Origin of the sequence: Advenella mimigardefordensis DPN7 (genome assembly GCF_000521505.1) — a bacterium.
In the GTDB taxonomy this organism is placed as follows: Bacteria; Pseudomonadota; Gammaproteobacteria; order Burkholderiales; family Burkholderiaceae_B; genus Advenella; species Advenella mimigardefordensis.
Map to the genome: position 1 here is coordinate 2863200 of NZ_CP003915.1, position 24222 is coordinate 2887421.

The 24222-nt window shown below is 54.5% G+C and carries 26 protein-coding genes; 13 read left to right on the forward strand and 13 right to left on the reverse strand.

What is annotated here, in order from left to right:
* Window positions 1-17 precede the first annotated feature (17 nt).
* The 3 genes from MIM_RS22180 to MIM_RS13195 all read right to left on the reverse strand — a co-directional run bounded on the left by MIM_RS22180 (window position 18) and on the right by MIM_RS13195 (window position 2064).
* Window positions 18-350 carry a hypothetical protein gene (locus MIM_RS22180; RefSeq protein WP_052342317.1) on the reverse strand — a complete coding sequence of 111 codons (333 nt, stop codon included), beginning with the start codon at window positions 348-350 and terminating at the stop codon, window positions 18-20.
* 397 nt (window positions 351-747) lie between these two features.
* Window positions 748-972 carry a hypothetical protein gene (locus MIM_RS13190; RefSeq protein WP_025373225.1) on the reverse strand — a complete coding sequence of 75 codons (225 nt, stop codon included), beginning with the start codon at window positions 970-972 and terminating at the stop codon, window positions 748-750.
* Between the two features lie 267 nt (window positions 973-1239).
* Window positions 1240-2064 (reverse strand): hypothetical protein, encoded by an 825-nt coding sequence (locus tag MIM_RS13195; RefSeq protein ID WP_222836891.1) that lies wholly within the window; start codon window positions 2062-2064, stop codon window positions 1240-1242.
* A gap of 217 nt (window positions 2065-2281) precedes the next feature.
* On the opposite strand from MIM_RS13195, the gene MIM_RS13200 reads away from it, so the two are divergent.
* The 3 genes from MIM_RS13200 to MIM_RS13205 are packed head-to-tail and all read left to right on the forward strand — an operon-like array spanning window position 2282 to window position 5136.
* Window positions 2282-3304: a linear amide C-N hydrolase gene (locus MIM_RS13200; RefSeq protein ID WP_407638162.1), complete on the forward strand. Its 1023-nt coding sequence runs from the start codon at window positions 2282-2284 to the stop codon at window positions 3302-3304.
* Window positions 3305-3359: 55 nt separating this feature from the next.
* The gene (locus MIM_RS22930) at window positions 3360-3542 is read left to right on the forward strand and encodes a hypothetical protein (protein WP_144084647.1); all 183 of its coding nucleotides are present in this window, start codon (window positions 3360-3362) and stop codon (window positions 3540-3542) included.
* Window positions 3532-5136, forward strand: coding sequence for an aminotransferase class V-fold PLP-dependent enzyme (locus tag MIM_RS13205; protein WP_025373228.1), 1605 nt, complete (start codon window positions 3532-3534; stop codon window positions 5134-5136). The genes MIM_RS22930 and MIM_RS13205 overlap by 11 nt, the downstream gene beginning before the upstream one ends.
* A gap of 10 nt (window positions 5137-5146) precedes the next feature.
* Here the strand turns inward: MIM_RS13205 and MIM_RS13210 are convergent, their stop codons facing one another.
* Window positions 5147-6661, reverse strand: a complete 1515-nt coding sequence (locus MIM_RS13210; protein WP_025373229.1) for an FAD-dependent oxidoreductase — start codon at window positions 6659-6661, stop codon at window positions 5147-5149.
* Between the two features lie 44 nt (window positions 6662-6705).
* Between MIM_RS13210 and MIM_RS13215 the strand changes: the two genes are divergently transcribed.
* The 5 genes from MIM_RS13215 (at window position 6706) to MIM_RS13235 (ending at window position 10229) form a co-directional block, all read left to right on the forward strand.
* Window positions 6706-7194 (forward strand): MarR family winged helix-turn-helix transcriptional regulator, encoded by a 489-nt coding sequence (locus MIM_RS13215; RefSeq protein ID WP_025373230.1) that lies wholly within the window; start codon window positions 6706-6708, stop codon window positions 7192-7194.
* A gap of 11 nt (window positions 7195-7205) precedes the next feature.
* Window positions 7206-8117: a LysR family transcriptional regulator gene (locus MIM_RS13220; protein ID WP_025373231.1), complete on the forward strand. Its 912-nt coding sequence runs from the start codon at window positions 7206-7208 to the stop codon at window positions 8115-8117.
* 135 nt (window positions 8118-8252) lie between these two features.
* Window positions 8253-9242, forward strand: coding sequence for an LLM class flavin-dependent oxidoreductase (locus tag MIM_RS13225; protein WP_025373232.1), 990 nt, complete (start codon window positions 8253-8255; stop codon window positions 9240-9242).
* 271 nt (window positions 9243-9513) lie between these two features.
* Window positions 9514-9909, forward strand: a complete 396-nt coding sequence (locus MIM_RS13230; protein WP_322786654.1) for a type II toxin-antitoxin system RelE/ParE family toxin — start codon at window positions 9514-9516, stop codon at window positions 9907-9909.
* Between the two features lie 23 nt (window positions 9910-9932).
* The gene (locus MIM_RS13235) at window positions 9933-10229 is read left to right on the forward strand and encodes a HigA family addiction module antitoxin (RefSeq protein WP_025373234.1); all 297 of its coding nucleotides are present in this window, start codon (window positions 9933-9935) and stop codon (window positions 10227-10229) included.
* A gap of 164 nt (window positions 10230-10393) precedes the next feature.
* Here the strand turns inward: MIM_RS13235 and MIM_RS13240 are convergent, their stop codons facing one another.
* A complete protein-coding gene (locus MIM_RS13240; protein ID WP_025373235.1) occupies window positions 10394-11638 on the reverse strand; it encodes an alpha-hydroxy acid oxidase in 1245 nt (414 codons plus the stop codon).
* Between the two features lie 193 nt (window positions 11639-11831).
* Between MIM_RS13240 and MIM_RS13245 the strand changes: the two genes are divergently transcribed.
* Window positions 11832-12740, forward strand: a complete 909-nt coding sequence (locus MIM_RS13245; RefSeq protein WP_025373236.1) for a LysR family transcriptional regulator — start codon at window positions 11832-11834, stop codon at window positions 12738-12740.
* 105 nt (window positions 12741-12845) lie between these two features.
* Here MIM_RS13245 and MIM_RS13250 read toward each other — a convergent pair whose 3' ends face one another.
* On the reverse strand, window positions 12846-13538 hold the full coding sequence (locus tag MIM_RS13250) for an LrgB family protein (protein ID WP_025373237.1): 693 nt from the start codon (window positions 13536-13538) through the stop codon (window positions 12846-12848).
* A 6-nt stretch (window positions 13539-13544) separates the two neighbouring features.
* Window positions 13545-13979: a CidA/LrgA family protein gene (locus MIM_RS13255; RefSeq protein WP_042070316.1), complete on the reverse strand. Its 435-nt coding sequence runs from the start codon at window positions 13977-13979 to the stop codon at window positions 13545-13547.
* Between the two features lie 99 nt (window positions 13980-14078).
* Here MIM_RS13255 and MIM_RS13260 point away from each other — a divergent pair, with 99 nt between their 5' ends.
* A complete protein-coding gene (locus tag MIM_RS13260; protein ID WP_025373239.1) occupies window positions 14079-14993 on the forward strand; it encodes a LysR family transcriptional regulator in 915 nt (304 codons plus the stop codon).
* A gap of 259 nt (window positions 14994-15252) precedes the next feature.
* Entirely contained in the window at window positions 15253-15918 is a 666-nt protein-coding gene (locus tag MIM_RS13265; RefSeq protein WP_025373240.1) for a gamma-glutamylcyclotransferase, read from the forward strand.
* Between the two features lie 22 nt (window positions 15919-15940).
* On the opposite strand, the gene MIM_RS13270 is transcribed toward MIM_RS13265, so the two are convergent.
* The 5 genes from MIM_RS13270 to MIM_RS13290 are packed head-to-tail and all read right to left on the reverse strand — an operon-like array spanning window position 15941 to window position 20068.
* A complete protein-coding gene (locus MIM_RS13270) occupies window positions 15941-16525 on the reverse strand; it encodes a hypothetical protein (protein WP_025373241.1) in 585 nt (194 codons plus the stop codon).
* The gene (locus MIM_RS13275) at window positions 16522-17166 is read right to left on the reverse strand and encodes an SCO family protein (RefSeq protein ID WP_042070319.1); all 645 of its coding nucleotides are present in this window, start codon (window positions 17164-17166) and stop codon (window positions 16522-16524) included. The genes MIM_RS13270 and MIM_RS13275 overlap by 4 nt, the downstream gene beginning before the upstream one ends.
* Window positions 17166-17708: a c-type cytochrome gene (locus tag MIM_RS13280; protein WP_322786655.1), complete on the reverse strand. Its 543-nt coding sequence runs from the start codon at window positions 17706-17708 to the stop codon at window positions 17166-17168. Before MIM_RS13280 ends, MIM_RS13275 begins: the two co-directional genes overlap by 1 nt.
* 58 nt (window positions 17709-17766) lie before the next feature.
* A complete protein-coding gene (locus MIM_RS13285) occupies window positions 17767-18411 on the reverse strand; it encodes a cbb3-type cytochrome c oxidase subunit II (RefSeq protein WP_025373244.1) in 645 nt (214 codons plus the stop codon).
* A 7-nt stretch (window positions 18412-18418) separates the two neighbouring features.
* Window positions 18419-20068 carry a cbb3-type cytochrome c oxidase subunit I gene (locus MIM_RS13290; protein ID WP_025373245.1) on the reverse strand — a complete coding sequence of 550 codons (1650 nt, stop codon included), beginning with the start codon at window positions 20066-20068 and terminating at the stop codon, window positions 18419-18421.
* 308 nt (window positions 20069-20376) lie between these two features.
* Between MIM_RS13290 and MIM_RS13295 the strand changes: the two genes are divergently transcribed.
* Window positions 20377-21792, forward strand: a complete 1416-nt coding sequence (locus MIM_RS13295) for an aminotransferase-like domain-containing protein (RefSeq protein WP_025373246.1) — start codon at window positions 20377-20379, stop codon at window positions 21790-21792.
* A gap of 30 nt (window positions 21793-21822) precedes the next feature.
* Here the strand turns inward: MIM_RS13295 and MIM_RS13300 are convergent, their stop codons facing one another.
* Window positions 21823-22914 carry an NADH:flavin oxidoreductase gene (locus MIM_RS13300; protein WP_025373247.1) on the reverse strand — a complete coding sequence of 364 codons (1092 nt, stop codon included), beginning with the start codon at window positions 22912-22914 and terminating at the stop codon, window positions 21823-21825.
* 404 nt (window positions 22915-23318) lie between these two features.
* Between MIM_RS13300 and MIM_RS13305 the strand changes: the two genes are divergently transcribed.
* A complete protein-coding gene (locus MIM_RS13305; protein WP_025373248.1) occupies window positions 23319-24203 on the forward strand; it encodes a LysR family transcriptional regulator in 885 nt (294 codons plus the stop codon).
* Window positions 24204-24222 lie beyond the last annotated feature (19 nt).

The following is a 24222-nucleotide window of genomic DNA, read 5'->3' on the forward strand; positions in this document are numbered from 1 at the left end:
GTTGAACGATACGCCATTTATTCCTCTCCCTGATCTGGATCACTCCAGCGCTGCCCGATAGAGAACAAATAAACGGTTGCATAGAAAACTTCCTCTTCAGTGAGTTGTCTGGCGCAATGTACGTCGCAATCCCCCTCGCTTTCTGCAGCAATAATTTTTCCACACAACCACACCCGTACCGTCCCGGACCTTGAAAGGCCCAGTTCCGCGCCCTGCTTCATCCATTGATTCAGCGATTCGGGTGGGTTTACCACGCGCACTTCGTAATGGGGATCGTCTTGGGATTTTCTGTAGTCTGGCACACCGCGCTCAAGAGCGCCCCCCGCATCTACCAAACAAGCTCTAGCCATTGGCTTTTGCACATGAAAGAGCAAAGCTTTGAGGGCAGGCAGCGTGGCGCAAGATTCAACGGACGTGACAGGCGGGACTCTCATGGCGAATCTTTTTTTCTGAGTGACAATCGTGTATGGCCAGAACAACCTTGTTCAGGTCGGCAGCTATCATACTTTTTGAGCCGGTGTTTGGCGTTGATTTCCATCAAGCCTGTTTTTTGTTGCCTGCGCAAACTGGCAATATTTCAGCGGAGGCGATGCCATAGACAGGCTGGCTGAGAGTGTTTATAGTTATTGATACTCTGGCCTGCCGACACGCCTAATGGCTCGATCAGTGTTCTCCTGCAGCAGTTCCTCTCAGACAGTACAAAACCCGAAATCCTGACATACATGCACAGTTCAGGACGCCACATCCTTATTTCATGCTACGAACGCATCCTCCTGCACAGTACTCAAATGTGAACCTGCCCACCTCCCCAGTAAGCCGAAAGGGTCGTACGGAAGGATCCGCCCGCGCAATATGATCTGCAATCATTTCCGCCTTGAAGCGTTCTGCGTGAGCCTGCCGGTTTTTCATCAGATCGGAGCCCTGTATTCCCTGCGCGTAGCCCGGCCGGTGTTCTACGTCGGTTGTAGTCATCTTCTGCCCGCCTGCAGTTCTCCAGCGATCAATACCGGTTGCAGAATGGATGACGGCGCACTACCCTGACAGAAAACATGCAGTATATGTGATCAAGTCCGTTGGTTAAACAACTCTCCGGCCAGATGACTGGGTGCGCCAATGCTCGACGCAGCAAACGTTCGTTTTTTCCGGCATGTCTGGACTGAGCGATCAGTTCTTCGACAGAGCTGGCTTAGTTGTTGCACTCTTGAGCACATGGCGCCAAATAGCCACCGCCCGTCAACATCAAAACCGATACGTCAAACCCAATACCGGTCCATGCAAGCGCGTGTCATACACATGTTCATTGCGGTTGTAATTAACGTCAAGCACCTTGTACCCGGCGGAGATTGAAAAATTCTTATTGATGATGTAATTCATGGTTGCCTGTGCCGACCAGGCAAATCGAGAGCCGATGCCCATCCCCCCGATATTGGCCTGCGCCTGCATAGAGAGTTGATCTGACAGATTTGTAAAAGCGCGCACACCAAGCACAGGCTCAGCCCAGCCAAAGCTTTCCTTGTAACTGCGCGACTGTTCAAGTGCGCTGACTCTGACCTTGTTCGACACATGCCAGACGCGCAAACCTGCCAGCGCATCCAGGGTCCAATCCGGTGTGTCGACAACACGATATCCACCCAGCAGCGTCGCCGTGAACAATTTGGAATCGACCCGGCCGGCCCCGTGTATGCCCGGTGGTAGTGGCCCTATTCCCGGCAGGGGGCCAAATGACTTGTTCTCTTTCGTGTCAACGTAGGCAAGATCCCCGGACAGCACGTAGCGACCAGAGCGTGCCCAAACATCGATAAATCCACCAAACTTCAGACTATCAAGCACTTCAGAAAAAGGCTTATCAACGCCGATCGTCGGACCCCGACGAAAGGGCGAAATACGGCCGTACAGCTCTGCGGCCCACAGGTATGGGGTTATCTGCAGGGCCCGATCAGCCCGGACAGCAATACCCGGCACCTGAACTTCAGGCGGATTTGAATCCGGTTCGGTAGCACCGGCAACCGTCATTGTCGCAAGCAGCAAAATAGCGAGGGATAAGGCAGAAACAGGTGTGTTCAAGGCAGGCTCTCTAGCTTGCGGCATGTACCGCTGTTGGTCGCGTTCCTCTCACAGCGAAAACGCACGGATTCGACTCCGGCCTGGACAATGTTGTGCCACGCTGAAGTTTGTCAATCCAAGTATACTGTAGTTTCATTTTGAATGATTAACGAACAATTTGCCACAGGATAGATACATGTCCCGCCATCCGCATTCTCTCAAGAAGCTGTGTGTAACCATGTTACTGGCAGCCAGCATGGCTGTTCCGTCGGTGCAGGCCTGCACCCGGTTGGTGTATCACGGTTTACAGGGTGAGGTTATCACGGCACGTTCCATGGACTGGAAGACTGATGTCGGGACCAATTTATGGGTATTCCCCCGTGGCATGCAGCGCAACGGGGAAGCTGGACCCAATTCCATACAGTGGACCTCGAAGTACGGTAGCGTCATTGCATCGGGCTACGATATTTCTACCACAGATGGCATGAACGAAGCCGGACTGGTCGCCAATGTACTGTGGCTGGTAGAGTCCTCCTATCCAAAATACGACGGTAAGTCGCCCGGCCTGTCCATCGCTGCCTGGGCACAATACGCGCTGGATAACTTTGCAACGGTTCAGGAAGCGGTAGAAACCCTGGAAAAGCAACCCTTCACTGTGGTCACGGACAACGTGCCGGGTCAGGATCGCCTGGCCACCCTGCACCTCTCACTTTCGGATGCCTCAGGTGACAGCGCGATCATTGAATATATAGACGGCAAGCAGGTCATTCATCACAGCCGTGATTACCAGGTTATGACCAACTCGCCTATTTTCGAAAAACAGCTTGCCATGGAGGAGTACTGGAAGCAGATCGGCGGCACCGTCATGCTACCTGGCACCAATCGCGCGGCAGACCGCTACGCCCGGGCCATGTTCTACGTGAACGCCATCCCGAAAAGCGAGAAAGCGGTTGAGGCAATTGCCAGCGTCTTTTCAGTTATTCGCAATGTGTCCGTGCCTTATGGTTTGACAACCCCGAATGAACCTAATATTTCCTCCACCCGCTGGCGCACCGTCGCCGATCATAAACGGAAGCGCTATTTTTTTGAGTCGGCGCTGACCCCTAATGTTTTCTGGATCAATCTGGAAAAAATCGATTTCTCGGAAAAAACCGGACAAGTACTCAAACTGGACCTGGGTCCCGAACAGTCAAATATATACTCAGGCATGGCCAACAGCCAATTCAGACCGGCCAAGCCATTCAAATTTCTGGGCCTGTAAACAAGCAATATATTTGTTTCATCGAGCTGATCATGTTTTCTACACGACAATCAGCATGGCGAAACAGCTCGATGCAAATTACTTAGCTTTCTGCCTTTCCCTCCCTGTTGAATCAATTTATTCATTTGCCGTCCTCATTCAACATGGGATTAAGTTTGTTTTTGAATACGCCAACGCTGGAGTTTATACCGCTGGTATGGATGCATTAAAATCGCCAGCAAAGATAAATGACTATTGAGAATTTCAACATGAATGTAGTTCTGAACAGTGGCGCCGATAGCGCAACAGACTCGATCAACGAAGCGCAAACCCCGCAAGCACTGATTGACGCCCTTTTCCTTGCCAACACCACGGTCATCCGCAATAGAGTGGATGAAAGCTGCAGAACATTTTTCGAGGCATCCGATGCCATCGATGAGATGGGTATTGAAGGCATCCGCAGCAAGTTCATGCAATGTGATGCGCCCACGCAGGGAACAACGGCCGAGGCCTATCTTGACATGTTTGACAACGAAGTCCTGCCTCACTGTTCGCATCTGGCCTCGCCAAGATACCTGGGTCATATGACCTCGCCGCTTCCTCAGTTTCTTCCGGAGATCGGACGACTGGTGCAGACGCTGAATCAAAACGTGGTCAAAATAGAGACCAGTCGCGGCCTGGCCTTTCTGGAGCGACAGGTGATTGGCATGCTGCACCGGGAAATATTCGGTGCCGATAGGCAATTCTACGAAAATCACTTGCAGGCCAGGTCCTCTGCGCTGGGCATCTTTACCAGCGGTGGCACGCTCGCCAATATCAGTGCGCTATGGACCGCAATGCGTCGGGCGGGAACGACGGGGACAGCAGAGAATTCATCACCCCATGCAGACAAGCCCGTCATCATCGGCTCGGCCCTGATGCACTATTCCTTTGACAAGGGCGCACAGTTACTGGGCGCCGAACTGCATAAAGTGCCGGTCAACGACCACTGTCAGATAGACCTGGACGCATTACGCGAAGCCATCGACAAATACCAGCAAGCCGGCAGAAAAATTGCCTGTCTGGTTGCCATTGCCGGCACCACCGATTACGGCAGCATCGATGCATTAGACAAAATAGGTGAGATAGGCAGGCAAATTAATGCCCACGTTCATGTGGATGCGGCTTGGGGGGGAGGGCTGATTTTGAGCGAAAGCAACAAGCATCTGCTGGACGGCATCGCGCAGGCCGATACTGTGACGATTGATGGTCATAAACAGTTGATGCTGCCATTAGGTTGCGGCATGCTGTTTTTCCGTGACCCTGCCCTGTCCCAACTGACCATGCATCACGCGCCCTATGCCGTGCGTGCTACCTCTTTTGACCAGGGCAGATTCACCCTGGAAGGCTCGCGCCCGGCAACTGCCCTGTATTTGCATGCTGCATTACATATTATCGGCAAAAACGGCTACGACGCGCTTTTCTCAGAGAGCCTGGCGCGCGCCCGCTATATGGCGCAGGCTATCGAGGCGCGCCCCGAGTTCGAGCTGATGACTGCGCCGGTGATGAATATTCTTACCTACCGCTATATCCCTGAAAAATATCGCAATCAACACATTGACGATGCTGGCAATATCGAAATCAATCGCTTCAATATCGCCCTGCAGAAATGGCAACGACAGAAGGGAGACAGCTTTGTCTCCAGAACCTTCCGAGCCATCAATCAGTATGACAACCAGGGCCTCACACTGCTGCGCGCCGTCCTGCTCAATCCGCTCACCACCTTTGAGGATATTGATTTCCTATTGAACGATCAATTGCAGATTGCTCACCTGCTTGAAAACGAAATGGCTGGCGCGCCGGCAACGCATTAGTACTGCATGCTCAGCTTGTCTCTGCTTCCAGCTGGCACACGCCCACGCCATCCAGGTAGGCATCGAGGTTTGTCAGGTTATCTACGTCAATGACCGCGCCAACATAACCATCCGGACGAATGAGCACACATTCTCCTGGTGCCAATTGATAAGCGTCACGAATGTGATTCCAGGCATCGATGACGTCGCCGGTGGGGCCGATATGATGCACGTGTAACTCCGGCCTTGCCGCCAACGTCTTCTGCCTTTCGGCGTAGACCAGTAATGTCCAGTGTATGCCTTTGAACAGCTGAAACAATCGTGATGGCTGACCCGCTGCACCCTGGAACAAGGCGTCCGGCGCGCGGCTACCGGCACGGACACCGTCTTTGCGTTCAGGCAAATTTATTGCCAGGGGCGAATCCAAATAACCAATATCCAGCTGGCGCGTCTCGCGTCCGCGGCGCATGCCGCCCTCTTTTTGATCCTTGAGCAGCCGCGTGGAAAGGCCAAGCATGGCTTCAGCCACCGGACGGCGTTCTGCCTCGTAGCTATCCAGCAAGCGGTCTGGTGCACCTCGCAGCACGGCCGCCAGTTTCCAGCCCAGATTATAGGCATCCTGCACACTGGTATTAAGACCCTGACCACCGGTGGGCGGGTGTATATGGGCGGCGTCGCCGACCAGAAACGCTCGGCCAATGCGATAGCGCTCAGCCAGACGCGCACTCATCTGATAATCAGAAGCCCATGATACGGCATGCACAATAATGTCTTCACGTTTCGTTCGTTCAGTGACCAGCGCTGTCAACCCCTGAGCAGACAAATCCGACTGCGCATCAGGCGCAATCGGCGCCTGAATCTGGAACAGTTCAGTGCCGGCCAGCGGGCAAATGGCGACCATGCGCTGCATGTCGCCATCGCTAAACCGGTGCCACGCCTCGCGATCCAGGCCGGTCAATGTCACGTCGGCCACAATCGCGCGGACGCCCAGCGTCTTGCCAGGAAAGTCTATTTCAAGTGTTTTCCTGACAAAACTGCGCCCACCGTCTGCACCCACAAGATAACGAGCGCTGACCGTCTGCCGGCCTGCCGGCCCGCTAATATGTGCTGTAACACCGTCCGCATCTTGCTCGAATCCAAGCAGCTCACAATCGAACTGCACCAGATGGCCGAGTTCGGTCAGCCGCTCGCGCATCGTCTGTTCGGTCAAACATTGCGGAAGCATAACCGGCAATTGATATGGCTCGGCCGGCGCGGCTTCAGTTGCTTCGGATAGCTCTGATTCAACGTAACTCCCATCGTCGCGATAGCTGCGCGCCGATGGGTAAAAGCCCCCTCGCGCCACAATCTGATCCACGATGCCCATATCCTCGAATACCTCTTGCGTTCTGGGCTGAATGCCTTTGCCACGTGAGCCGGCAAACGGTACGGCGTTCTTTTCGATCAGCCGGAAGGCAACGCCACGCCGTGCCAGCTCAATGGCCAACGTCAGCCCGGCGGCTCCTGCCCCGCAAATGAGTACATCTGTTGCCAAATGACTTGTCATGATTACTCCAATATGTGTATTATGCACTTAACAGGAGTAATAATATGCCATCTGAAAAAAATGTGCAAGATACACATATATCCGAGCAAATGAAATCACTTCATGGCTCTCTGATCAGTATTGTTAGTGCACTGAACCGCCCAAAAAATGATGAAAAGATGATCGAAGATGCTGGAATCCGTCTGGACCGGGCGCTGTTTACCGTGCTCGTTATGGTCGAACGACTGGGGCCAATCGGTGTCGTGGATCTGGCAGACCGTTCGGGGCGTGACTACACCACCATTAGTCGCCAGGTTGCCAAGCTGGAAAGTATGGAGCTTGTGAGGCGCCAGCCAAACGCCCAGGATCGGCGTGTGCGCGAGGCGGTTATCGCGCCCAGGGGGAAGGCGATGACCGATCGCATTGATGCGGCGCGTGAACGCATGGCAAATGTGATTTTCAGAGACTGGCCCAAAGACGAACTGGAGGCATTCGTCAAATCCATGCGAAAGTTTGCCGATGCCCTGGATAGCGACCCGCTGGGCGGTTCTTGAAAAGCACAATCATGGAACCAAACCGCCTGGGCGATATCACCGCGTTCGTAGCCACGGTAAAAACGGGCAGCTTCACCACTGCGGCCGATATGCTGGGCCTGACCCGCTCGGCCGTCGGCAAAAGCGTGGCGCGCCTTGAAACCCGTCTGCACACCCGCCTGTTACATCGCACCACCCGCAAACTCAGCCTGACCGACGAAGGCAAGGCCGTCTACGAACGCTGGCGCCAGGTGCTGGACGATCTGGACGAAATTGAGGCAACCATGTTGGACCGGCGCGACCAGCCTTCTGGCACTCTGCGCCTGACCTCCTCCCTGTCTTTCGGCCAGCGGCATATACTGCCGTTGCTGGATCAGTTCCTGAAACAGTGGCCCGAAGTAAGCGCAGACATCCGGTTCACCGACCGATTCATCGATCTGGTTGAAGAAGGGTTCGATATCGCCGTTCGCATCGGCGCGCCCAGGGAAGACTCGCAATTGCTCACGCGTACCGTGGCCTGGCAGCAATTTGCCACCTGCGCCTCGCCCGATTATCTGGCAAAAAAAGGGGTGCCACAACACCCCGGCGATCTTGTGCAACACGACACCATCGCCTTCGCCAGTGGAGAAAAATCGATAGCCTGGCGCTTCCAGACACCGGACGGCCTGCATCTTTGCGAAGCACCGGCACGCCTGACCATCGACAGCTCTGAAGCCATGCGCGATGCGGCGCTGGCAGGCTTTGGTCTGGTGCACATTCCCACTTATATTACCGGCAACGACTTGCGTGCCGGCACGCTGGTCGAAGTACTCAAACCCTTCCGCCCGCCCCCCGAGCCGATACGGGTCGTCTATCCCAGCAAACGGCACCTGTCGCCACGTATCCGCGCCTTCATAGACCTGTTGATCGAACGCTGGCAGGCTGGTGTGCCCTGGGAAATCTGAGCGCCGGGCAAAAAGCGGCAGGAACCGCCCTGTCCTATTGGGGAATTTAAGGACCGAGTGACGGTCACGTAAGCGGCTTTATCATTTGCACGGCATCAGTCACACTATGGATCATCTTTTTTGCCGGAGTCATAAATGACTGCACTATCTGTACTGGATCTGGTGACGATCGGTGAAGGCAAAACCTTCGCCGATGCGATTGACGAATCACGCCAGTTGGCCCGCCACGTTGAGCAGCACGGCTTTAGCCGTTACTGGATTGCCGAACATCATGACATGCCTGGTATCGGGTCGGCCGCCACCTCGCTGATCATCAGCCAGATCGCAGCTGCGACATCCCGGATCCGGGTGGGAGCCGGCGGCATCATGCTGCCCAATCATTCACCCCTTGTTGTCGCTGAACAATTCGGTACCCTTGCCACCCTCTATCCGGATCGCATCGACCTGGGCATGGGACGCGCGCCTGGCACGGGTGGCCCGACTATCCAGGCCTTGCGTCGTGGTGCTCCCGAGCGCAATTTCGCGGATGATGTCATTGAAGTGATGGATTACCTCGCCGATAATGGTCGCAGGCCGGTGCGCGGCGCTCCTGGCGCGCATAAGGTGCCGGTGTGGATACTCGGCTCCAGTCTGTACGGTGCAGACCTGGCAGCCGCGCTGGGTCTGCCCTATGCTTTCGCCTCGCACTTCGCACCGCGCTTTCTGCATCAGGCCATCGCGCATTACCGGAAAAACTTCCGGCCATCGGCCCATCTGGCCAAGCCCTATGTCATGGTCGGCGTGAATGTATTTGTTGCGGATACGAACGAAGAAGCCGACTACCTTGCAAGCTCGCATCGCAAGTGGATGATTGATTTGCACACAGGGCGCCTGGGGTTGCTACCCAAACCACAAGAGGGGTATGTGGATAGCCTGTCCAGTCGCGAACAGGCGGTTATGGAACAGGTTATGGGCTGCACCGTTGCGGGTGATCGCGAAACGGCTGCCGCCGGTTTACAGAAACTGGTGGCGCAGACCGAGGCCGACGAGCTGATGATTGACTGCCGCATCTACGACTCTGCCGCACGCATGCGATCTCACGAATACGCCGCGCAGGCCATGGGCGAGTTACTCGTCCCGGCCTGAGATTAAACGATAAAAAGAACTGCTCATTTGACCTGAACGCAGCAAACGACGCTTAGCAGCGTCGTTTGCGTTATTCATAGCATAATCGTTGCGATGTTATCTCGACAATTCGAAACCCGCATACCCATTGGCAGCGCTTTCCTGAAACTTGCTGATATAGCTCGGCAGCCCCAAGGGGAAATTGAGGCTTTCGACTTTTTTCCCCGGAATATTGGCACCGGCATACCAGGACTTAGCCCTCGGGAACAACGTCGTTCCCCAGAAGTCAGCGATGAGTTCGCGCCATTGCGCCTGCGCTTCCGGTCAGCATCCATTGGGGTGTGACTTTACAGATCACACTCAATGTGATCTAATAGATCACACAAAAAAAAACAAAAGGCAAAGGCAGGCAATGATCAAGAGTTTTATCCATAAAGGATTAAAAAAATTTTTTGAAACAGGATCCACCGCAGGTATTAGCGCAGTTCATGCGAAAAAATTGTCAAGAATGCTGGCTGTTCTGGACGAACTTTCAGATATTGCGGAATTGAATGGACTTTGGAATTGCCACCAATTAATAGGGGATCGCTTTGCACAATGGTCGTTAACCGTTTCCGGAAACTGGCGCATCACCTTCGAATTTGAAAATAGCAATGTTTTTCTTGTGAATTATGAAGATTATCATTAAAGGATAATTATTAAGGAATCGTCATGTACATGCATAACCCCCCCCATCCAAGTGAAATTTTGCGTGAAGATGTGCTGCCTGAGCTTGGGCTGAGTGTCACGCAGTTTGCTAAAAATTTAGGTTACAGCCGTGAAGCAATTTCCCGCGTTCTGCACGGAAATGCCCCCATCACGCCTCAACTGGCCTGGCGTTTGGAACAGGCAGGATTGAGTACAGCCGAAATGTGGGTAAGATTGCAGGCCAAGTATGATATTTGGCAAATAAAAAACAAGCCGGATCAACCAAAAATCATGAAAATGGTTCAGCACGAGCCTGTTTGAATTTAAGCTTGCTCTGCCTCCAGATCCGCTACCGTGTGCGGCGCGTTTGCCTCACAGACAGCACAACTGTTTTGCCTGAACATCCTGGTCAACCCGCAACGACTGTCCGAAAAAAAAGAGCGCAAATGCGCTCTGAAAAAGAGAGGATGAAAAAACGCCAGGTCTCACTCATCCTCAGGCACAAGACATTGTGTTGTCACATCTCCGATATTACAAACGCCCAGCATTGCCATATTCCTATCCACCTCGTCATGCAACAATGCAATGGCGTGATCAATCCCCTGCGGACCGCCAACCGCTGCGGCGTACATGAATGGGCGTCCCAGGAACACCATGCGCGCGCCCAGTGCCACGGCTTTAAGTACATCACTGCCACGCCGTATCCCGCTGTCCATCATCACCACGGTCCGATGTCCTGCCTGATCCACAATGCGCGGCAACACACTTAACGGTGACACAGCGCCATCGAGCTGCCGTCCGCCATGATTCGAAACAACAATGCCATCCGCGCCGATATCGGCAGCCATCACAGCATCGGCCGGACTCAGGATGCCCTTGATCACCAGATTGCCCGGCCAGCGCTGACGAATCCGCGCAATATGTTGCCAGTTCAGATGATCCCGGCCCGTCGTATCGCGAATCGCCGCATTGGACAGCATGGGTGCGCCGCGTGTGGCAAATGAATTCTCGAAATGCGGCATGCCATGTAAGGCCAGGGTACGCAGAAACGTACCTGCCAGCCAGCGCGGACGCACGATACCATCCCAGGCCAGGCGCAACGATGGACGTAGCGGCATGGAAAAACCGGTGCGCACATTGTTCTCGCGATTGGCCCATACGGGTATGTCAACGGTAATAACCAGTGTGCCGAACCCGGCCGCTTGCACCCGATCAATCAGACCATCAATGCGCCGTTCATCACCGGGCAGATAAGCCTGAAACCAGGTGTCTGGCGCAGCCTGCGCGACTGCTTCCATCGGAATCAGCGATGTGCCGCTCATGATTGCCGGTATCCTTGCCCTTGCCGCTGCCTGCGCCAGCACCAGATCGCCACGATAGGCTGAAATCGCACTGATCCCCACCGGCGCTATACCAAACGGGCTGCCCCAGGTTTGCCCAAATAGCGTGGTCTGCTGACTGCGGTGCGAGACATCGACCATCACCCGGGTTTGAAAGCGATGTCTGGAGAAGCTGTGCCGGTTGCCATTCAGCGAACAATTGTCTTCCGCCGCGCCGGCAATATAACCGAACAACGGTCTCGGCAGATGACGCCTGGCGGCAGCTTCAAAATCATCAAGCGACAGAATGCGTTGCAGACGACGAGGTAAGCCGGCACGCTGGCCATAAGCGGCCTGCCCCGCCATTGACACATCGCTTTGATGAGCTGCGGTAGAAGGAGTGGTGGTCATGATCGTACAAACCTAAAAACTATTGAACGAACGTGCCGCGCTGGCGCATCAGCAAGCTGTTGTGGCAGGGCGGCATTCATGTTCGTATTCCTTGAAAAAGGCAGTTGATTTAAAGTCAGATTCATTACAATCGAAATTATTGATATGATCTATAGGTTATAAATTATTTTTTTATACATAAATCAGATTAAAAATGATTACCTACCGACAACTCGAACATTTCGTTGCCGTCGCTCAGGAGCGCCACTTCTCGCGTGCAGCCGATCGTCTGGGCATTGCCCAATCCGCGGTCAGCGTACAAATTCAGCAACTCGAGGACGCTCTGGGAGTGCGCTTACTGCAACGCCATAAGCGCCAGCCCATCACCCTGACCGATGCCGGCGCACTCCTGTATGAAGAAGCGATTGCAACCTTGCGTCATATGGAGCGTGCGCAGGAAATCGGGCGCCTGGCAGCACAAGGCAGGGGTGGGCATGTACGTCTGGGTTATGTGGCTTCTGCTGTTACATCAGGACTGCTATCACGAATGCTCAAGCAATTTCGGCCCGGTCACGAACAGGTGCATATGCAGGTCATCGCGATGGAGACACCACGCCAGCTACAGGCGGTCGAGGCAGCGGAAATTGATGTCGGTGTGGTGCGCCCCCGGCGCCAGTACCCGGAAAATGTCGAAGCAACGATAATCCATGGCGAACCGCTAATGGTGGCGATGGCAGAGAATCATCCCCTTGCCGGCAAGCCGACATTGCAGGCGGCTGACCTGCACGGCCAGACATTTATTGCACCACAGTTCACTGAAACGGATGCAGAAGGCTTTGCCCAAGTGCTGGCACGCCTGGCTGCCGCCGCCGGATTTTCTGCATCCCCGGCATACCGCGTTAATGACATTATTACTGCGACCAGCCTGGCCGCTGCGGGCTATGGCATTGTGGTTGTACCCGAATCCAACCGCCGGTTCAATCAGCCCGGCGTGACCTACAGAGTCGTCAGCGATTTTCAGGAACGGGTTTATCTGGCGCTGGTGTATCGCAAACGGGAAAATTCGCCGGCCGTTCGCGCGTTTATCGCGGCCGCGCGGCAAAGCGTCGCAACCGGTCTATAAAAAATAAAGATCAATCCTGCACATCATTGACATGCTCCCGCTGATCAATCCCCAGTTCCGCAAACTTGATGAATAAAGCAAAAAGCATACCGAAAGCGCCTTAACTCAAAAGAAAAGTATCCGTACCACCGGTGCCAGCAACACATTAAGGGCACCCGCAATCATCATCACCAGCGAAGCCACCACTGCCTGCACTTCGCCAAATTGGCGTGCCTTGGCAACGCCGCTACCGTGCGCACCACCGCCGAAAATAGCACCAGCAGCCAGTTTGCTACGTACACGAGGCAGCAAACGCAAAATCAAATCGCCCATGAACATACCACTCACACCGGTCAGCAGTACAAACAACGAGGCCAGATCGGGCGAGCCGCCCAGAACCTTTTCCGCTTCCAGCGCAAAGGGGGTGGTAACGGAACGCACCGCCAGACCTTTTTGTAGGGCCTGCGATAATCCGAAGGCTTGCGCCAGCCAGACCGACGAACAGACCGAGACCAGACTGGCAACAACAACGCCGGTTGCAATCGACATCCCGTGCTTGCGCAACAGGGCACGGTTCTCATACAGTGGTATGGCAAATGCAATTGTCGCAGGGCCCAGCAGCCAGACCAGCCAGTGGGTCAGGGAGATATACTGTACATAACTCACCTGGCCCCAGATTGCCAGCACAATCAACACCAAGGGTGTCGCCAGCAATGGCATCAGGAATGGATTCGGAAAACGCCGATACAAACGCTTGTTCAGCCAGTAACAGGCAACCGTTACCAGCAGCGAGGCCAGGCCGATCATTTCTTCAGACATAATGACTTACTCCTGCGTGCCGATGTGAGAATGAGAAGAGCGACGACGCGCCAGCCACAGTTCAAGACGATAGACCCGGTCCACGGCAAGCGCCGTTGCCGCCATCACACAAGCGGTACTGAGCAGAATCACGGCCAGAATACGCAGCCCCTGACTCAGGATCAGATCGGGATATTGCCGCACCACCAGAACAGCCGGCACAAAAAACAGCAGCATTTCGGCCATCAGCCAGTTCGTACCGCTTTGCAGCCAGCGCACCTTGATCACACCGCTGAACAGTCCCAGCGCCAGAATGGAAAAACCGATAAGACCAGCCGGCATACTCCAGCCGAACTGCGTCCGCAAGGCATCCATCGCCAGCCAAACGCCGCTCAGCAGACACACCTGCAATACGACTTTGGTGAGGTTAAGTGCTTTCTGATTTGAAAATACGGCGTTCATGACAAATGAAATGGAGTTGACTTACATGTATTTTAGGGTTTACCCTGTAATTCGTAAAATGAATTATTTTTATAATTTTGATTCGCAAAGGGAATACCAATGGATCTGCGCGCCCTAAGCTACTTCGTCGAAGTTGTACGTCAGAATAATTTCACGCGGGCTGCAGAAGCGCTGCATGTGACCCAGCCCACCATCAGCAAAATGGTTCGAGCACTGGAAGAAGAATTCGGCGGGCCGCTGCTGGTTCGCAATGGACGCAGTATCCAGCTCACTGACGCCGGACAGGTGGTGTATAACCACGGTCAAAAAATGCTGAATCAGGCCCAACAATTGCGACAGGAAGTGGCTGAAGTCGATGGCATCACGCGTGGCACGCTCACTATCGGCATCGCCCCCACGCTCGGGCACTACATGGCACCGGTGATCGCCCTGTTCCAGCACCAGTATCCTGGCGTGGAGCTGCAATTGCTTGAACAGGGCGCACATGCCCTGCACCAGTCCATACTTGATGGCGACCTGGACATGTCTGTCGGCATCCTGCAGTCTGAACCCGAGCCACAGCTTGAGCGGTACGCCATCGCTCATCTAAAGGTGTGCGCCGTCTTCCCCGCGCAACACTCGCTAAACGGTGCCGGCACCATGAGCTGGCGTGAACTGCAAAATCAGCCACTGGTGCTGTACACCTCGGATTTTGTGCTGCACCAGACCGTACTGGCGCGTTGCGCCGCTGCCGGTTTCAGCCCGCTGGTGCGACTGCAAACCCGTTACTGGGATTTCATCGGCGATCTGGTTGCGGCCGGCGTAGGTATCGGCGTTTTGCTGGAACATGTCGCGGCCAAATTCGACCCGCAGGTGATCGCCAGTTGTCCTTTGTCCGACCCGGACGTCAGTTGGGGCGTTGGCCTGAGCTGGCGCAGCGGCTACCTGTCACGCGCAGCGCTCGCCTGGCTCGCGTGTGTCAGAGACGTTTATCCGGCGGCAGATCCAGTACCTGAAAACCGTTCACCTGAATAAAACCGGCGGGCGCGCCTGAGGCATGACAGAATCGGTGTGACGCATCCAAGCGTGATCGTCGTCACTGAGATCCCAATGGTCTCACTACGCATATGGGTATTTGCCACCTCAGCGGCTGCCATAGGGTATGCTAGTCGCAGTAACAGGTGGTGACACAATCGCCGCCCAGCAGAAAGGATCGCGCACTAAGCCCGCGATTCTCGCCGTCAGATCGCTTGTTGCAGGCAGCAAACGGCGACACATAAGGAACACCGTCACTATGCTTACCCGAGAACTGATTCGCAGCGGCGCTTATCTGGACTCGTTCCAGGATTTGCCCGAACAGCCGCGCTGGTCTGTCGGGCAGATTCAGGCATCCATGCGGGACACACTGGCCCGGCGTGAACAGGGAACACCCGTATGGGTCTTTGCTTACGGATCACTCATCTGGAATCCGCTGCTTGATTATGCTGAAAGACAGCCGGCCACCCTCCCCGGCTGGCACCGCAGCTTTTGTATTCGCCTGCTGGATGGTCGAGCCTGTCGCAAACAACCGGGTCGGATGCTGGCACTTAACGCAGGCGGTCAGACTGAAGGCGTGGTGTACAGACTCAGCGAAGACAAACTGCAGGACGAACTGTGGCTGTTGTGGGTTCGGGAAATGGTGCACGGCTTGTATCGCCCTATCTGGACCGGCGCACAGTTGCCCGACGGCCAAACCATCCAGACCCTCACCTTCGTGGCCGATACCACGCATCCCTTATATGAGACCGACGCCTCCGTTGCCACCATCTCGCCGGTTATCGCCTGTGCCACCGGTCACTTGGGCAGCAATCGCGACTATCTCATGCCGCTGGAAGCATACCTGACCAAACATGACATTTGCGATGAATATATCGCCGAGCTGGCCGCCGCTGTCCGCGCCCTTCCGTCAACTGCGTCATAAGAGCGACAGTATTCACGCACGTTCAATCGCGTAATTTGCTGAGCACACCCGGCACCCAAAGCAACAATGCCAATACCGCCCACGCCATAATGGCGGTACCGGCACGAGCCTGTTCATCTTCCAGATAAACACTACACAATTGCTGCGGCGCCTCGCGATAAAGCAGGCCGATCACAAATGTCATCCAGAAACCATTCATGGTGAAAAATGCCTGCACAATGAATCCTGCCGGCTTCCACGATAGCCCGGCCGCCATGCCGGCGGCTATCAGGCTGGCGACTTTGGCAATTGCTACCGGTGCTGACAAGACTGCATAATCCAGCGCTGATGGCACCATCCAGAGTGATACAGTGATAAGCGCAAACGTGAGCCCCGACACACCCGCCATATTCCACGGCGCCAGCTTTTGCACCAAACGCGGGCCGCAAGCGTTGGCGGCCAGCCACCCCAGAACAAACAGCAAGGGGATTTCCACTCCCATGTGCAGAACCATCGACTGCTCAAGCTGCGGCTGAAACAGCGCCAACCCTACGCAAAGCAAGCCGGGTAGCGTCCAGTGACGAATCACACCTCTGAACGTGTTTTTATCAGGCAATCGCCGCGTCATTTGCCCTTTCCTTTGCTATTGGCCAGATAGTCTGCCAATGCCAGATCGGGGCGATCGATATCGTATGCCCTGGCAAGCCGCCCCTGTTCATCAATCAAAAACAGGGCCGCGTTATGCGAATAGTCGCCCAGGCCATCCGGCAAAACAATAATATTGAACAATGCCAGCATACGATTCAGATCGGCTTGATTGCGCACCGTCGCAAAACGCCACAAATCGGCATTCACACCCATGCGTTTGGCGTGCTCGGCCATGACCTGCGGGCTATCGTTGAGCGGATCGAAGCTTAAGGTGAGCAACCTTACCTGGTCTTGAAGACCGCGTGCGTAAATCGCATGCTGCATCCACGACTGGCCTGCAATACTGGTTCGACAAATCGATTGACATTGCAGGTAAACCAGCGTGACAAAGGTCACCTTCTCTGAGGCCTTTCCATAATCACGCAGTGAAGACGGCGTGCCGCGCGAGTCAACCAAAGGCAGATCAGGGAGCGTTCTGGGATTGTGTTGTAGTTGCACGCGCCGTACCCCATCGGAGGTGACCGCTGCAAAACCCGCTGTCACCGCTGCGAATGCGGCCAGCCCCAGCAGCACCACAATGACAAATGCAATCGCAGAACGCGCCTCAGATCTTTTTATCATTACTGTGCGGCCGAAGTCATAAGAACTTTACGCAATTCCTCTTCGCCGGCCCACGGCGTTGTTTTGTCTTTAGTCGCTTCACGGGCAGCCTGAATCGCTGCCACCTCAATAGCAGCGGCGCCATTGCCCCAGGCATCACGGATATAACTCAGCACGGCCGCCAGTTCTGCATCGCTGAACTGTTGACCAAAGGGCGGCATCATGCTGTTATATTGCGTGCCCGCTACCTTGATGGGCCCGCTCACTCCGTGCAGTACGATCTGCGCCAGCACAGCCGGATCACCCTTTACCCATTCGGCGCCCGCCAGCGGCGGAAAGACGCCGGGCAATCCCTGACCGCTGGCCTGGTGACAGGATTGGCAGGCCGTTGTGAACAATTGCTTGCCATCAATGGCGCTGTTTTCCGAAGGCGCTGCCGCCACCAGCGTGCCGGGATCGCGCCTATCTCCCAGTCCGGCGACACTGTTGGGATTCGCGGATAAAATATAATACACGGCCCAGACCACCAGTGCTGCAATCAAACCCAGCAATACGCGCGGCACGGGATTGTTCAGCTCATGCGGATCTGCGTTCTCGGAGGTCCGCGTCTGTTTTTTATATTCATTGCACCGGCTCCTTCTCCATGACTGCATCCGACTGCGACAGCGTATTGGCCTGCTCTGTGGACAGAACCGGATAAATGCGCTTCAGGCTGATCAGATACGCCACCAGGTCAAGCGCTTCGGGCTTGGCCACCACCACCTTGCCGTGTTCAACGGTGCCGGAAGGCAGGTGTACAATTTTCTCGCCATCCGCTACGTCATCGGGGTCTCTAACCTCGAACATGAACGGATAGGCGGGCATATTGCTGCCTCGCGTATAGGCGCGCGGCTGAAACAGGTGGCCCAGATGCCAGTCCACACTGGGCTGGCGCACGCCGATATTGAACAGGTCTGGCCCGGTGCGCATGGTACCCAGCAGCGGCGGATCATCATAATGATAGTCCCCCGCCACCGAAGCCCGCCCCCAGCCGCGACTGGCATCAGCGATGCCGGCACCGGTGGTGCTGGGCTGCTGGGTATGACAGGCGATACAAGCATGGGCGCGATACAGCTGGCGCCCTCGCAACTCCTGACTGGTGTAAGGTTTGAGTTCGGCCGGCGCCGGTTCATCTTTAAGCTGCAGAAAGGGTACGACGATGAGGGCCGACGTTGCCAGCGACAGCGTTACCATTGCACCCACAAGTAATTTAAGTTCGTTTTCCATTCTATGTTTATGTCAGTGAAGGGTTAGCGGCTGTTGTCGCAGGGGTATTACGCTCAGTCAGAGAGAAAGCCCCGGAACGCACGATGATCATAAAGACATGCAGTGCAAACACCAGATGTCCCAGTGTCATCAGCGCACCGCCGATAGACCTGCCCTGCAACCATGGCATGGTGACGGCCACCGATTCCATAAATTCACGTGCAGGATTCAGCAAAACGAGTCCCTGCAGTACACCACCGATGCTCAGCGTGATCATGTAGACTGCAAATCCGGCCACCACCAGCCAGAAATGCCAGGCGATCAGACTGGGCTTAGGCCAGGCCGTATTCAGAATGCGCGGCATAACAAAATACACGCCGCCAAAAATCACCATTGACACAAAGCCATACATGCCCAAGTGTGCATGCGCCACCGTAAAGTGGGTGAAGTGCGTCGTGGCATTCACCGTACGCAATGCCTGAAACGAACCCTGTACCGATGCCAGCGTATACATCACGGCACCAAAAAAGATAAAGCGCAGCACCGGCGAGTGACGCAGAGCGCTGAAGTGTCCCTTCAACGTCATATGCTGGTTGACTGAGAAAGCCAGAACCGGGATGATCATCATCACGCTTTGTACAATAGACAGCGTAATCAGCCACTCAGGAATCGGTCCGCCGATCAGGTGATGCGCGCCCACCTGCCCGTAGAAAAAAGCCAGGGTCCAGAAACCCAGCAGAGACAGATTGTACGAACGCACCGGCCGGCCAATAACTTTGGGCAGGAAATAGTAAACGGCAGCCAGCGACAGCGGCGTATAGAACAAGCCCAATACATTATGGCCAAACCACCAGTTCATCGTGGCCTGCTCCACACCGAAGTGCACACCAGGTACCTTGGCGACGATATAAAGTGTTGGGAACCAGAACAGCGCCGCCCCCATATACCACACCGATACATACAGGTGATTCACTTTACGGCGCGTGAGCATCAGCGCCATTGGCAGGCCAACCAGCATGCCACCGATGGCGAACAGCACCCCGATCTGCCAGGGGATTTCCAGCCATTCCATACCGGCGTTGATGCCGATAGCCAGACCACCCATACCCGCTATCAGAGCCGCGTTCCACAACAGCGCACCAAACACCACCAGACGCCCGCCCAGCAATTGCGTTCGCAATAACCGTGGCAGCATCCAGATGGCGATACCCAGCAGTCCGAGGGGCGCCCAGCCGTACGCGACACCGTTCAAATGCATGGTGCGCAGGCGGCCGAAACTAAGCCAGGCATAGTCAGTAAGCAGGTCCGGCCAGTGCAGTTTGAGCGAGCCGAGTAAACCAGCGAACGACGCCACCACCAGCCAGACCACCGCACAGCCAATCAACACAAAAGCAGGCAACGCACTGGAACGGTCAGCCACTTCGCGTGCAGCCAGTTCAGCCTGGGAGGTTTGGGTCCCATCCGCTTCCAGATTGGTGCGGGACACTTCGTTCAGGGCACTCCGTTGACTGGGGTCTGCCGCCGGCTCTTCGGGATGCCCGATTTCTCCGGTAGAAAAAATAGTACGCGCGCCACTGGATTCCGCTTCAAAAAGGCCCTTTCGCAGGGACCAGATAAAGGCAAAGAGTCCGACAATGGACAAAATAAAAGTAGCCAGTAACAAGGCTGTGGGGTTCATGGGCTTCCTTGAGTTTCAAGGCATCGGAATGAATGCCGACAATCGGATCAAAAGGCTGTATGGTAATATTCTGATATCACATATTAAATATTCAAATATTGAATAAACCACCATATCAGTTACTTTTTGATGCAAATAGACAGCAATAGCAGTGATACCCGTATTTTTTAGGTATGACAAATTGTCCTAGTCTAGAAAATTCCTCAAAAATATCAGATTTAAATTTTTATTTAAAGTCTTAAAAATACGTATCAGTTTGACGATACCTCTCACCGATGCTGGTGCTTCATCCCTGAAGAAGGACATGCATGAAATTATATGAAACGCTGGCCGCCGACATCGCGGCGTCTATCTATTCGGGTGTGCTGCGCGCCGGAGAGAAACTGCCCTCGGTGCGCGAGGCGACCGCACATCGAGGCGTCAGCGCCTCTACCGTATTTCAGGCGTATTACCTGCTTGAAGCGCAGGGTCTGGTGCGCGCACGTGACCGCTCCGGCTACTACGTCGCGCATGGCGCCCGCGCCCTGCCCCCCGAAGCGGATACGCCTTCACAGCCAACCGAAGACGCCGCATCTGTGACTATCAATGATCTGGTTTTCGAGGTTCTGGAATCAACCATGAGGCGCGATGTCGTTCAATTAGGGTCGGCATTTCCCAGTCCGCTGCTGTTTCCGCATGATCGACTGAGCCAGTCCATCAGCAGTGCGACACGGCATCTTGACCCGCTGACCATCCTCGATGAGCTGGCGCCTGGTCACACGGGCCTGCGCCGCCAGATCGCCTTGCGCTATCTGGCCAGCGGTGTGCATGTGGATACCGACGACATTGTCATTACCAATGGCGCACTTGAAGCACTGAACCTTTGTCTTGGCGTAATGACGCAGCCCGGCGATAAAATTCTGATTGAAACCCCAACATTCTATGCAGCATTGCAGGCGCTGGAAACCCATCACCTGGAAGCGGTAGAGGTGCCGACGCATCCGCGCGAAGGCATACAATTGGACGCGCTGGAGCAGGCGATCAAGCGACATCAACCCAAAGCCTGCTGCCTGATGACCACTTTTCAGAATCCGCTGGGCAGCCTGATGTCAGATGAAAAAAAACAGGCACTCGTCGAACTGCTTACCCGCTACAACATCCCACTCATTGAAGACGACGTCTATAACGAACTGTATTTCGATTCACATCGACCCGCACTCACCAAGCGTTTTGACAACAGTGGCATCGTGATGCACTGCTCGTCGTTTTCAAAAACGCTGGCACCAGGTTATCGAATCGGCTGGGTTGTCGCGGAACGCTATACCCGCGCCATTACCCGTCGCAAGCTTACGACGACGCTGGCCTGCCCGATTCCCACCCAGATAGCGATCGCTCACTACCTGGAAAAAGGCGGATACGACAAACACCTGAGACACCTTCGCAAAACTCTGCAAACGCAACAGACGCAATTTGCCCAGGCGATTGGACACTACTTCCCGCCTGGCACGCGCGCAACCCGGCCAAAGGGGGGGTATTTCCTGTGGGTCGAATTGCCATTGAACGCAAACGCGCTGCATATTCACCAACATGCCCTGTCACTGGGCATCAGCGTCGCCCCGGGTCCGATTTTTTCCGCGAAGCAATCTTTCCAGAACTGCCTGAGACTCAATTATGGACATTCCTGGGATGACAGAACTGAAGCGGCTGTTGCTACATTGGGGAAGTTGTCGGCAATGGGTGCCTAATTAAAACCAACGTGCAATACAAGTGGCAAGTCAGATTTCAAATGTCTTAATTTTTGCATCCGGCTGCAGTACGCGCTCCGCATCAAACGCCTCCAGGAGCTGTTCATGCATCACCTTCCTGATCCAATCACGATTGGCCAGCGCCGCTTTTCCAAGGGAAATGATATCCGCCTGCCCGCCTTGAATCATGTCTGCCGCTCGCACAGGATCGCCCAAACCTCCGTTAACGATAAGCGGGATCTTCAAGTACATCTTCGCCAGTGCTGCCAGCGAAGCGCCACCGCCCCCATCAAACGCCGGCTGCCAGGCCTCATGCTCGGTCAAATGAATAAAATCAAGTCCCGCCCCCGCTAATTGACCAAAAATGATCGCTGCATCGCGCTCCGCTCCAGCCCATTTGTGCTCAAAATCATTCACTTTTGCCTGAGAAATTCGGATACCAACGGTAAAGTCGTCTTTCACTGCTGCCCGGACGGCCCTGCACACTTCCACCAAAAGACGAACGCGGTTTTCGGTGGAGCCCCCATAGTTATCCGTGCGCTGATTCGTGTAATCAGTAAGGAACTGATCTAATAAATAGCCATTGGCTCCGTGAATTTCAATACCGTCAAATCCGGCTGACCTGGCCCGCCTGGCAGCATCGACAAAACCACTTATCACCTCTGTAATTTCTTCTTTAGTTGCAGCGCGAGGGACAGGATATGCTCCTGCCCCCCCATAGCTTGCGCTTCTCCTACCTTTGGGCTGAATGGCAGACGGCGCAATTGAATCCTTATCAAACGGATTGCCATGCACCAAAGCACCAGCATGCATGATCTGTGCAATTATTTTTGCACCTTCCTGATGAACTACATCCACGACCTTGCGCCATGATCGTTCTTGCGCATCGTTAATGATGCCAGGCTGATACAGGTAGCCAGGACTATGCTTATCATCCGTATACAAACCCTCGGTGATAATCACCCCAAAACCACCTCGCGCAAATGACGCGTAGTATGCCGCCATCTGATCAGTGGCCAGCCCGTCAGAGGTAGCGCTGATTCGTGTCATTGGCGCCACGCCTACGCGATTGCTCAGAAGGAGCTTACCTAATGCCACGGTGTCAAATAAAGATCTTGTCATTTTTTCCTGCATTCAATTGATTAGTGCTGCTGCACGTGCGCCAGCGCAACATACAAACCAGCTATTTACGAAAGAGTATTTGTGCAAGCTTATATATCAACCTCAGTGCACTCCATGGCAGATGCGTCAAAATGCCCAGAGGGATAGCTAAATAACATTTTTCAGCATCAATGTTCACATTACCCAGACCGAAACGAGATACCCGGCTGTGTCCCACCTCATGCAATTAATATCAATATAAGATAAAATACGCCGAACATCCCCGTATACGGAAACATAAATAAAAACCTAACTATCCGGCAAAAACATTGAATTTGAGCTCATCACCCAGAAATAATAAGCGCAAGCAAGCAATCTTCCAATATGACAAACAGCGAAGGCGCCTTAACGGAAATTGATATAAAGTGCAAATTTCGGATATACAGATATTTTTGTCCGTGGCTTCGGCTGGCAGTTTATCCGCAGCCGGACGTCAGCTGGATTTGACCCCGATGCAGGTGTCCCGACGCCTTACTGCGCTGGAAGCAGACTTGGGTGTTCGCCTGTTTCACCGCAGTACCCGATCTGTTTCATTAACAGCCGAAGGCCATGCATTCCTGCCGTATGCCAACACCATGGTAGATGCGGAAGAAAGCGCGCGTGGCACGCTATCCCCTTCGCAGACCGGTGCGACAGGCGTATTGCGAATGACGGCACCGAGTATTTTCGGGCAGTCGATTGTGCTTCCCCTGTTGCCCGGCCTGCTTGAACAACATCCCGAGATGCACATTGATCTGGATCTTTCAGATCGGGTCATCGATATCGTCGGACAGGGCCTGGACCTGGCGCTACGGCTTGCGCCACTGGTCGATTCAGAACTGGTTGCAAAAAAACTGACAATCAATCCAAGGATCATATGCGCAGCGCCCGATTATCTGCAACGATATGGGCACCCTGCAATATTGTCTGATCTGGATTCGCATTACTGTATCCTGCTCCAAACCATTCCACGCTGGCCGTTCCTGATTGATGGCATCATGCAGTATCGACGAATGCGCGGCCGATTCATGACGAGCAGTATCCAGGCTGTACGGGACGCAGCCATCCAGGGCCTGGGGCTGGCGATGCTTACCTACTGGGATGTCAGCGAACAGCTGGAAGATGGTTCACTCATACGCGTTGACCTACAGGACGCATCAATGGAAGAGTTAGCCGTATGGGCGGTCACACCCACCCGTCGCTATGTACCCACACGAGTCAACGTGTTCCTGGACGCGTTGCAGTCAACATTTAACAGAAAATATGAATGATCCTGCCGCCAGAACAGGA

Excerpts from the sequence above, each read along its gene's own strand:
- MIM_RS13190 (WP_025373225.1), bottom strand. The coding sequence starts at position 972 with ATGACTACAACCGACGTAGAACACCGGCCGGGCTACGCGCAGGGAATA.
- MIM_RS13210 (WP_025373229.1), bottom strand. The coding sequence starts at position 6,661 with ATGACAAGTCATTTGGCAACAGATGTACTCATTTGCGGGGCAGGAGCC.
- MIM_RS13270 (WP_025373241.1), bottom strand. The coding sequence starts at position 16,525 with ATGACGCGGCGATTGCCTGATAAAAACACGTTCAGAGGTGTGATTCGT.
- MIM_RS13265 (WP_025373240.1), top strand. The coding sequence starts at position 15,253 with ATGCTTACCCGAGAACTGATTCGCAGCGGCGCTTATCTGGACTCGTTC.
- MIM_RS13205 (WP_025373228.1), top strand. The coding sequence starts at position 3,532 with ATGACTATTGAGAATTTCAACATGAATGTAGTTCTGAACAGTGGCGCC.
- MIM_RS13255 (WP_042070316.1), bottom strand. The coding sequence starts at position 13,979 with ATGAACGCCGTATTTTCAAATCAGAAAGCACTTAACCTCACCAAAGTC.
- MIM_RS13220 (WP_025373231.1), top strand. The coding sequence starts at position 7,206 with ATGGAACCAAACCGCCTGGGCGATATCACCGCGTTCGTAGCCACGGTA.
- MIM_RS13260 (WP_025373239.1), top strand. The coding sequence starts at position 14,079 with ATGGATCTGCGCGCCCTAAGCTACTTCGTCGAAGTTGTACGTCAGAAT.
- MIM_RS13200 (WP_407638162.1), top strand. The coding sequence starts at position 2,282 with ATGTTACTGGCAGCCAGCATGGCTGTTCCGTCGGTGCAGGCCTGCACC.
- MIM_RS13245 (WP_025373236.1), top strand. The coding sequence starts at position 11,832 with ATGATTACCTACCGACAACTCGAACATTTCGTTGCCGTCGCTCAGGAG.
- MIM_RS13250 (WP_025373237.1), bottom strand. The coding sequence starts at position 13,538 with ATGTCTGAAGAAATGATCGGCCTGGCCTCGCTGCTGGTAACGGTTGCC.
- MIM_RS13240 (WP_025373235.1), bottom strand. The coding sequence starts at position 11,638 with ATGACCACCACTCCTTCTACCGCAGCTCATCAAAGCGATGTGTCAATG.
- MIM_RS13235 (WP_025373234.1), top strand. The coding sequence starts at position 9,933 with ATGTACATGCATAACCCCCCCCATCCAAGTGAAATTTTGCGTGAAGAT.
- MIM_RS22930 (WP_144084647.1), top strand. The coding sequence starts at position 3,360 with ATGGCGAAACAGCTCGATGCAAATTACTTAGCTTTCTGCCTTTCCCTC.
- MIM_RS13215 (WP_025373230.1), top strand. The coding sequence starts at position 6,706 with ATGCCATCTGAAAAAAATGTGCAAGATACACATATATCCGAGCAAATG.
- MIM_RS13285 (WP_025373244.1), bottom strand. The coding sequence starts at position 18,411 with ATGGAAAACGAACTTAAATTACTTGTGGGTGCAATGGTAACGCTGTCG.
- MIM_RS13225 (WP_025373232.1), top strand. The coding sequence starts at position 8,253 with ATGACTGCACTATCTGTACTGGATCTGGTGACGATCGGTGAAGGCAAA.
- MIM_RS22180 (WP_052342317.1), bottom strand. The coding sequence starts at position 350 with ATGGCTAGAGCTTGTTTGGTAGATGCGGGGGGCGCTCTTGAGCGCGGT.
- MIM_RS13295 (WP_025373246.1), top strand. The coding sequence starts at position 20,377 with ATGAAATTATATGAAACGCTGGCCGCCGACATCGCGGCGTCTATCTAT.
- MIM_RS13300 (WP_025373247.1), bottom strand. The coding sequence starts at position 22,914 with ATGACAAGATCTTTATTTGACACCGTGGCATTAGGTAAGCTCCTTCTG.
- MIM_RS13230 (WP_322786654.1), top strand. The coding sequence starts at position 9,514 with ATGAGTTCGCGCCATTGCGCCTGCGCTTCCGGTCAGCATCCATTGGGG.
- MIM_RS13290 (WP_025373245.1), bottom strand. The coding sequence starts at position 20,068 with ATGAACCCCACAGCCTTGTTACTGGCTACTTTTATTTTGTCCATTGTC.
- MIM_RS13275 (WP_042070319.1), bottom strand. The coding sequence starts at position 17,166 with ATGATAAAAAGATCTGAGGCGCGTTCTGCGATTGCATTTGTCATTGTG.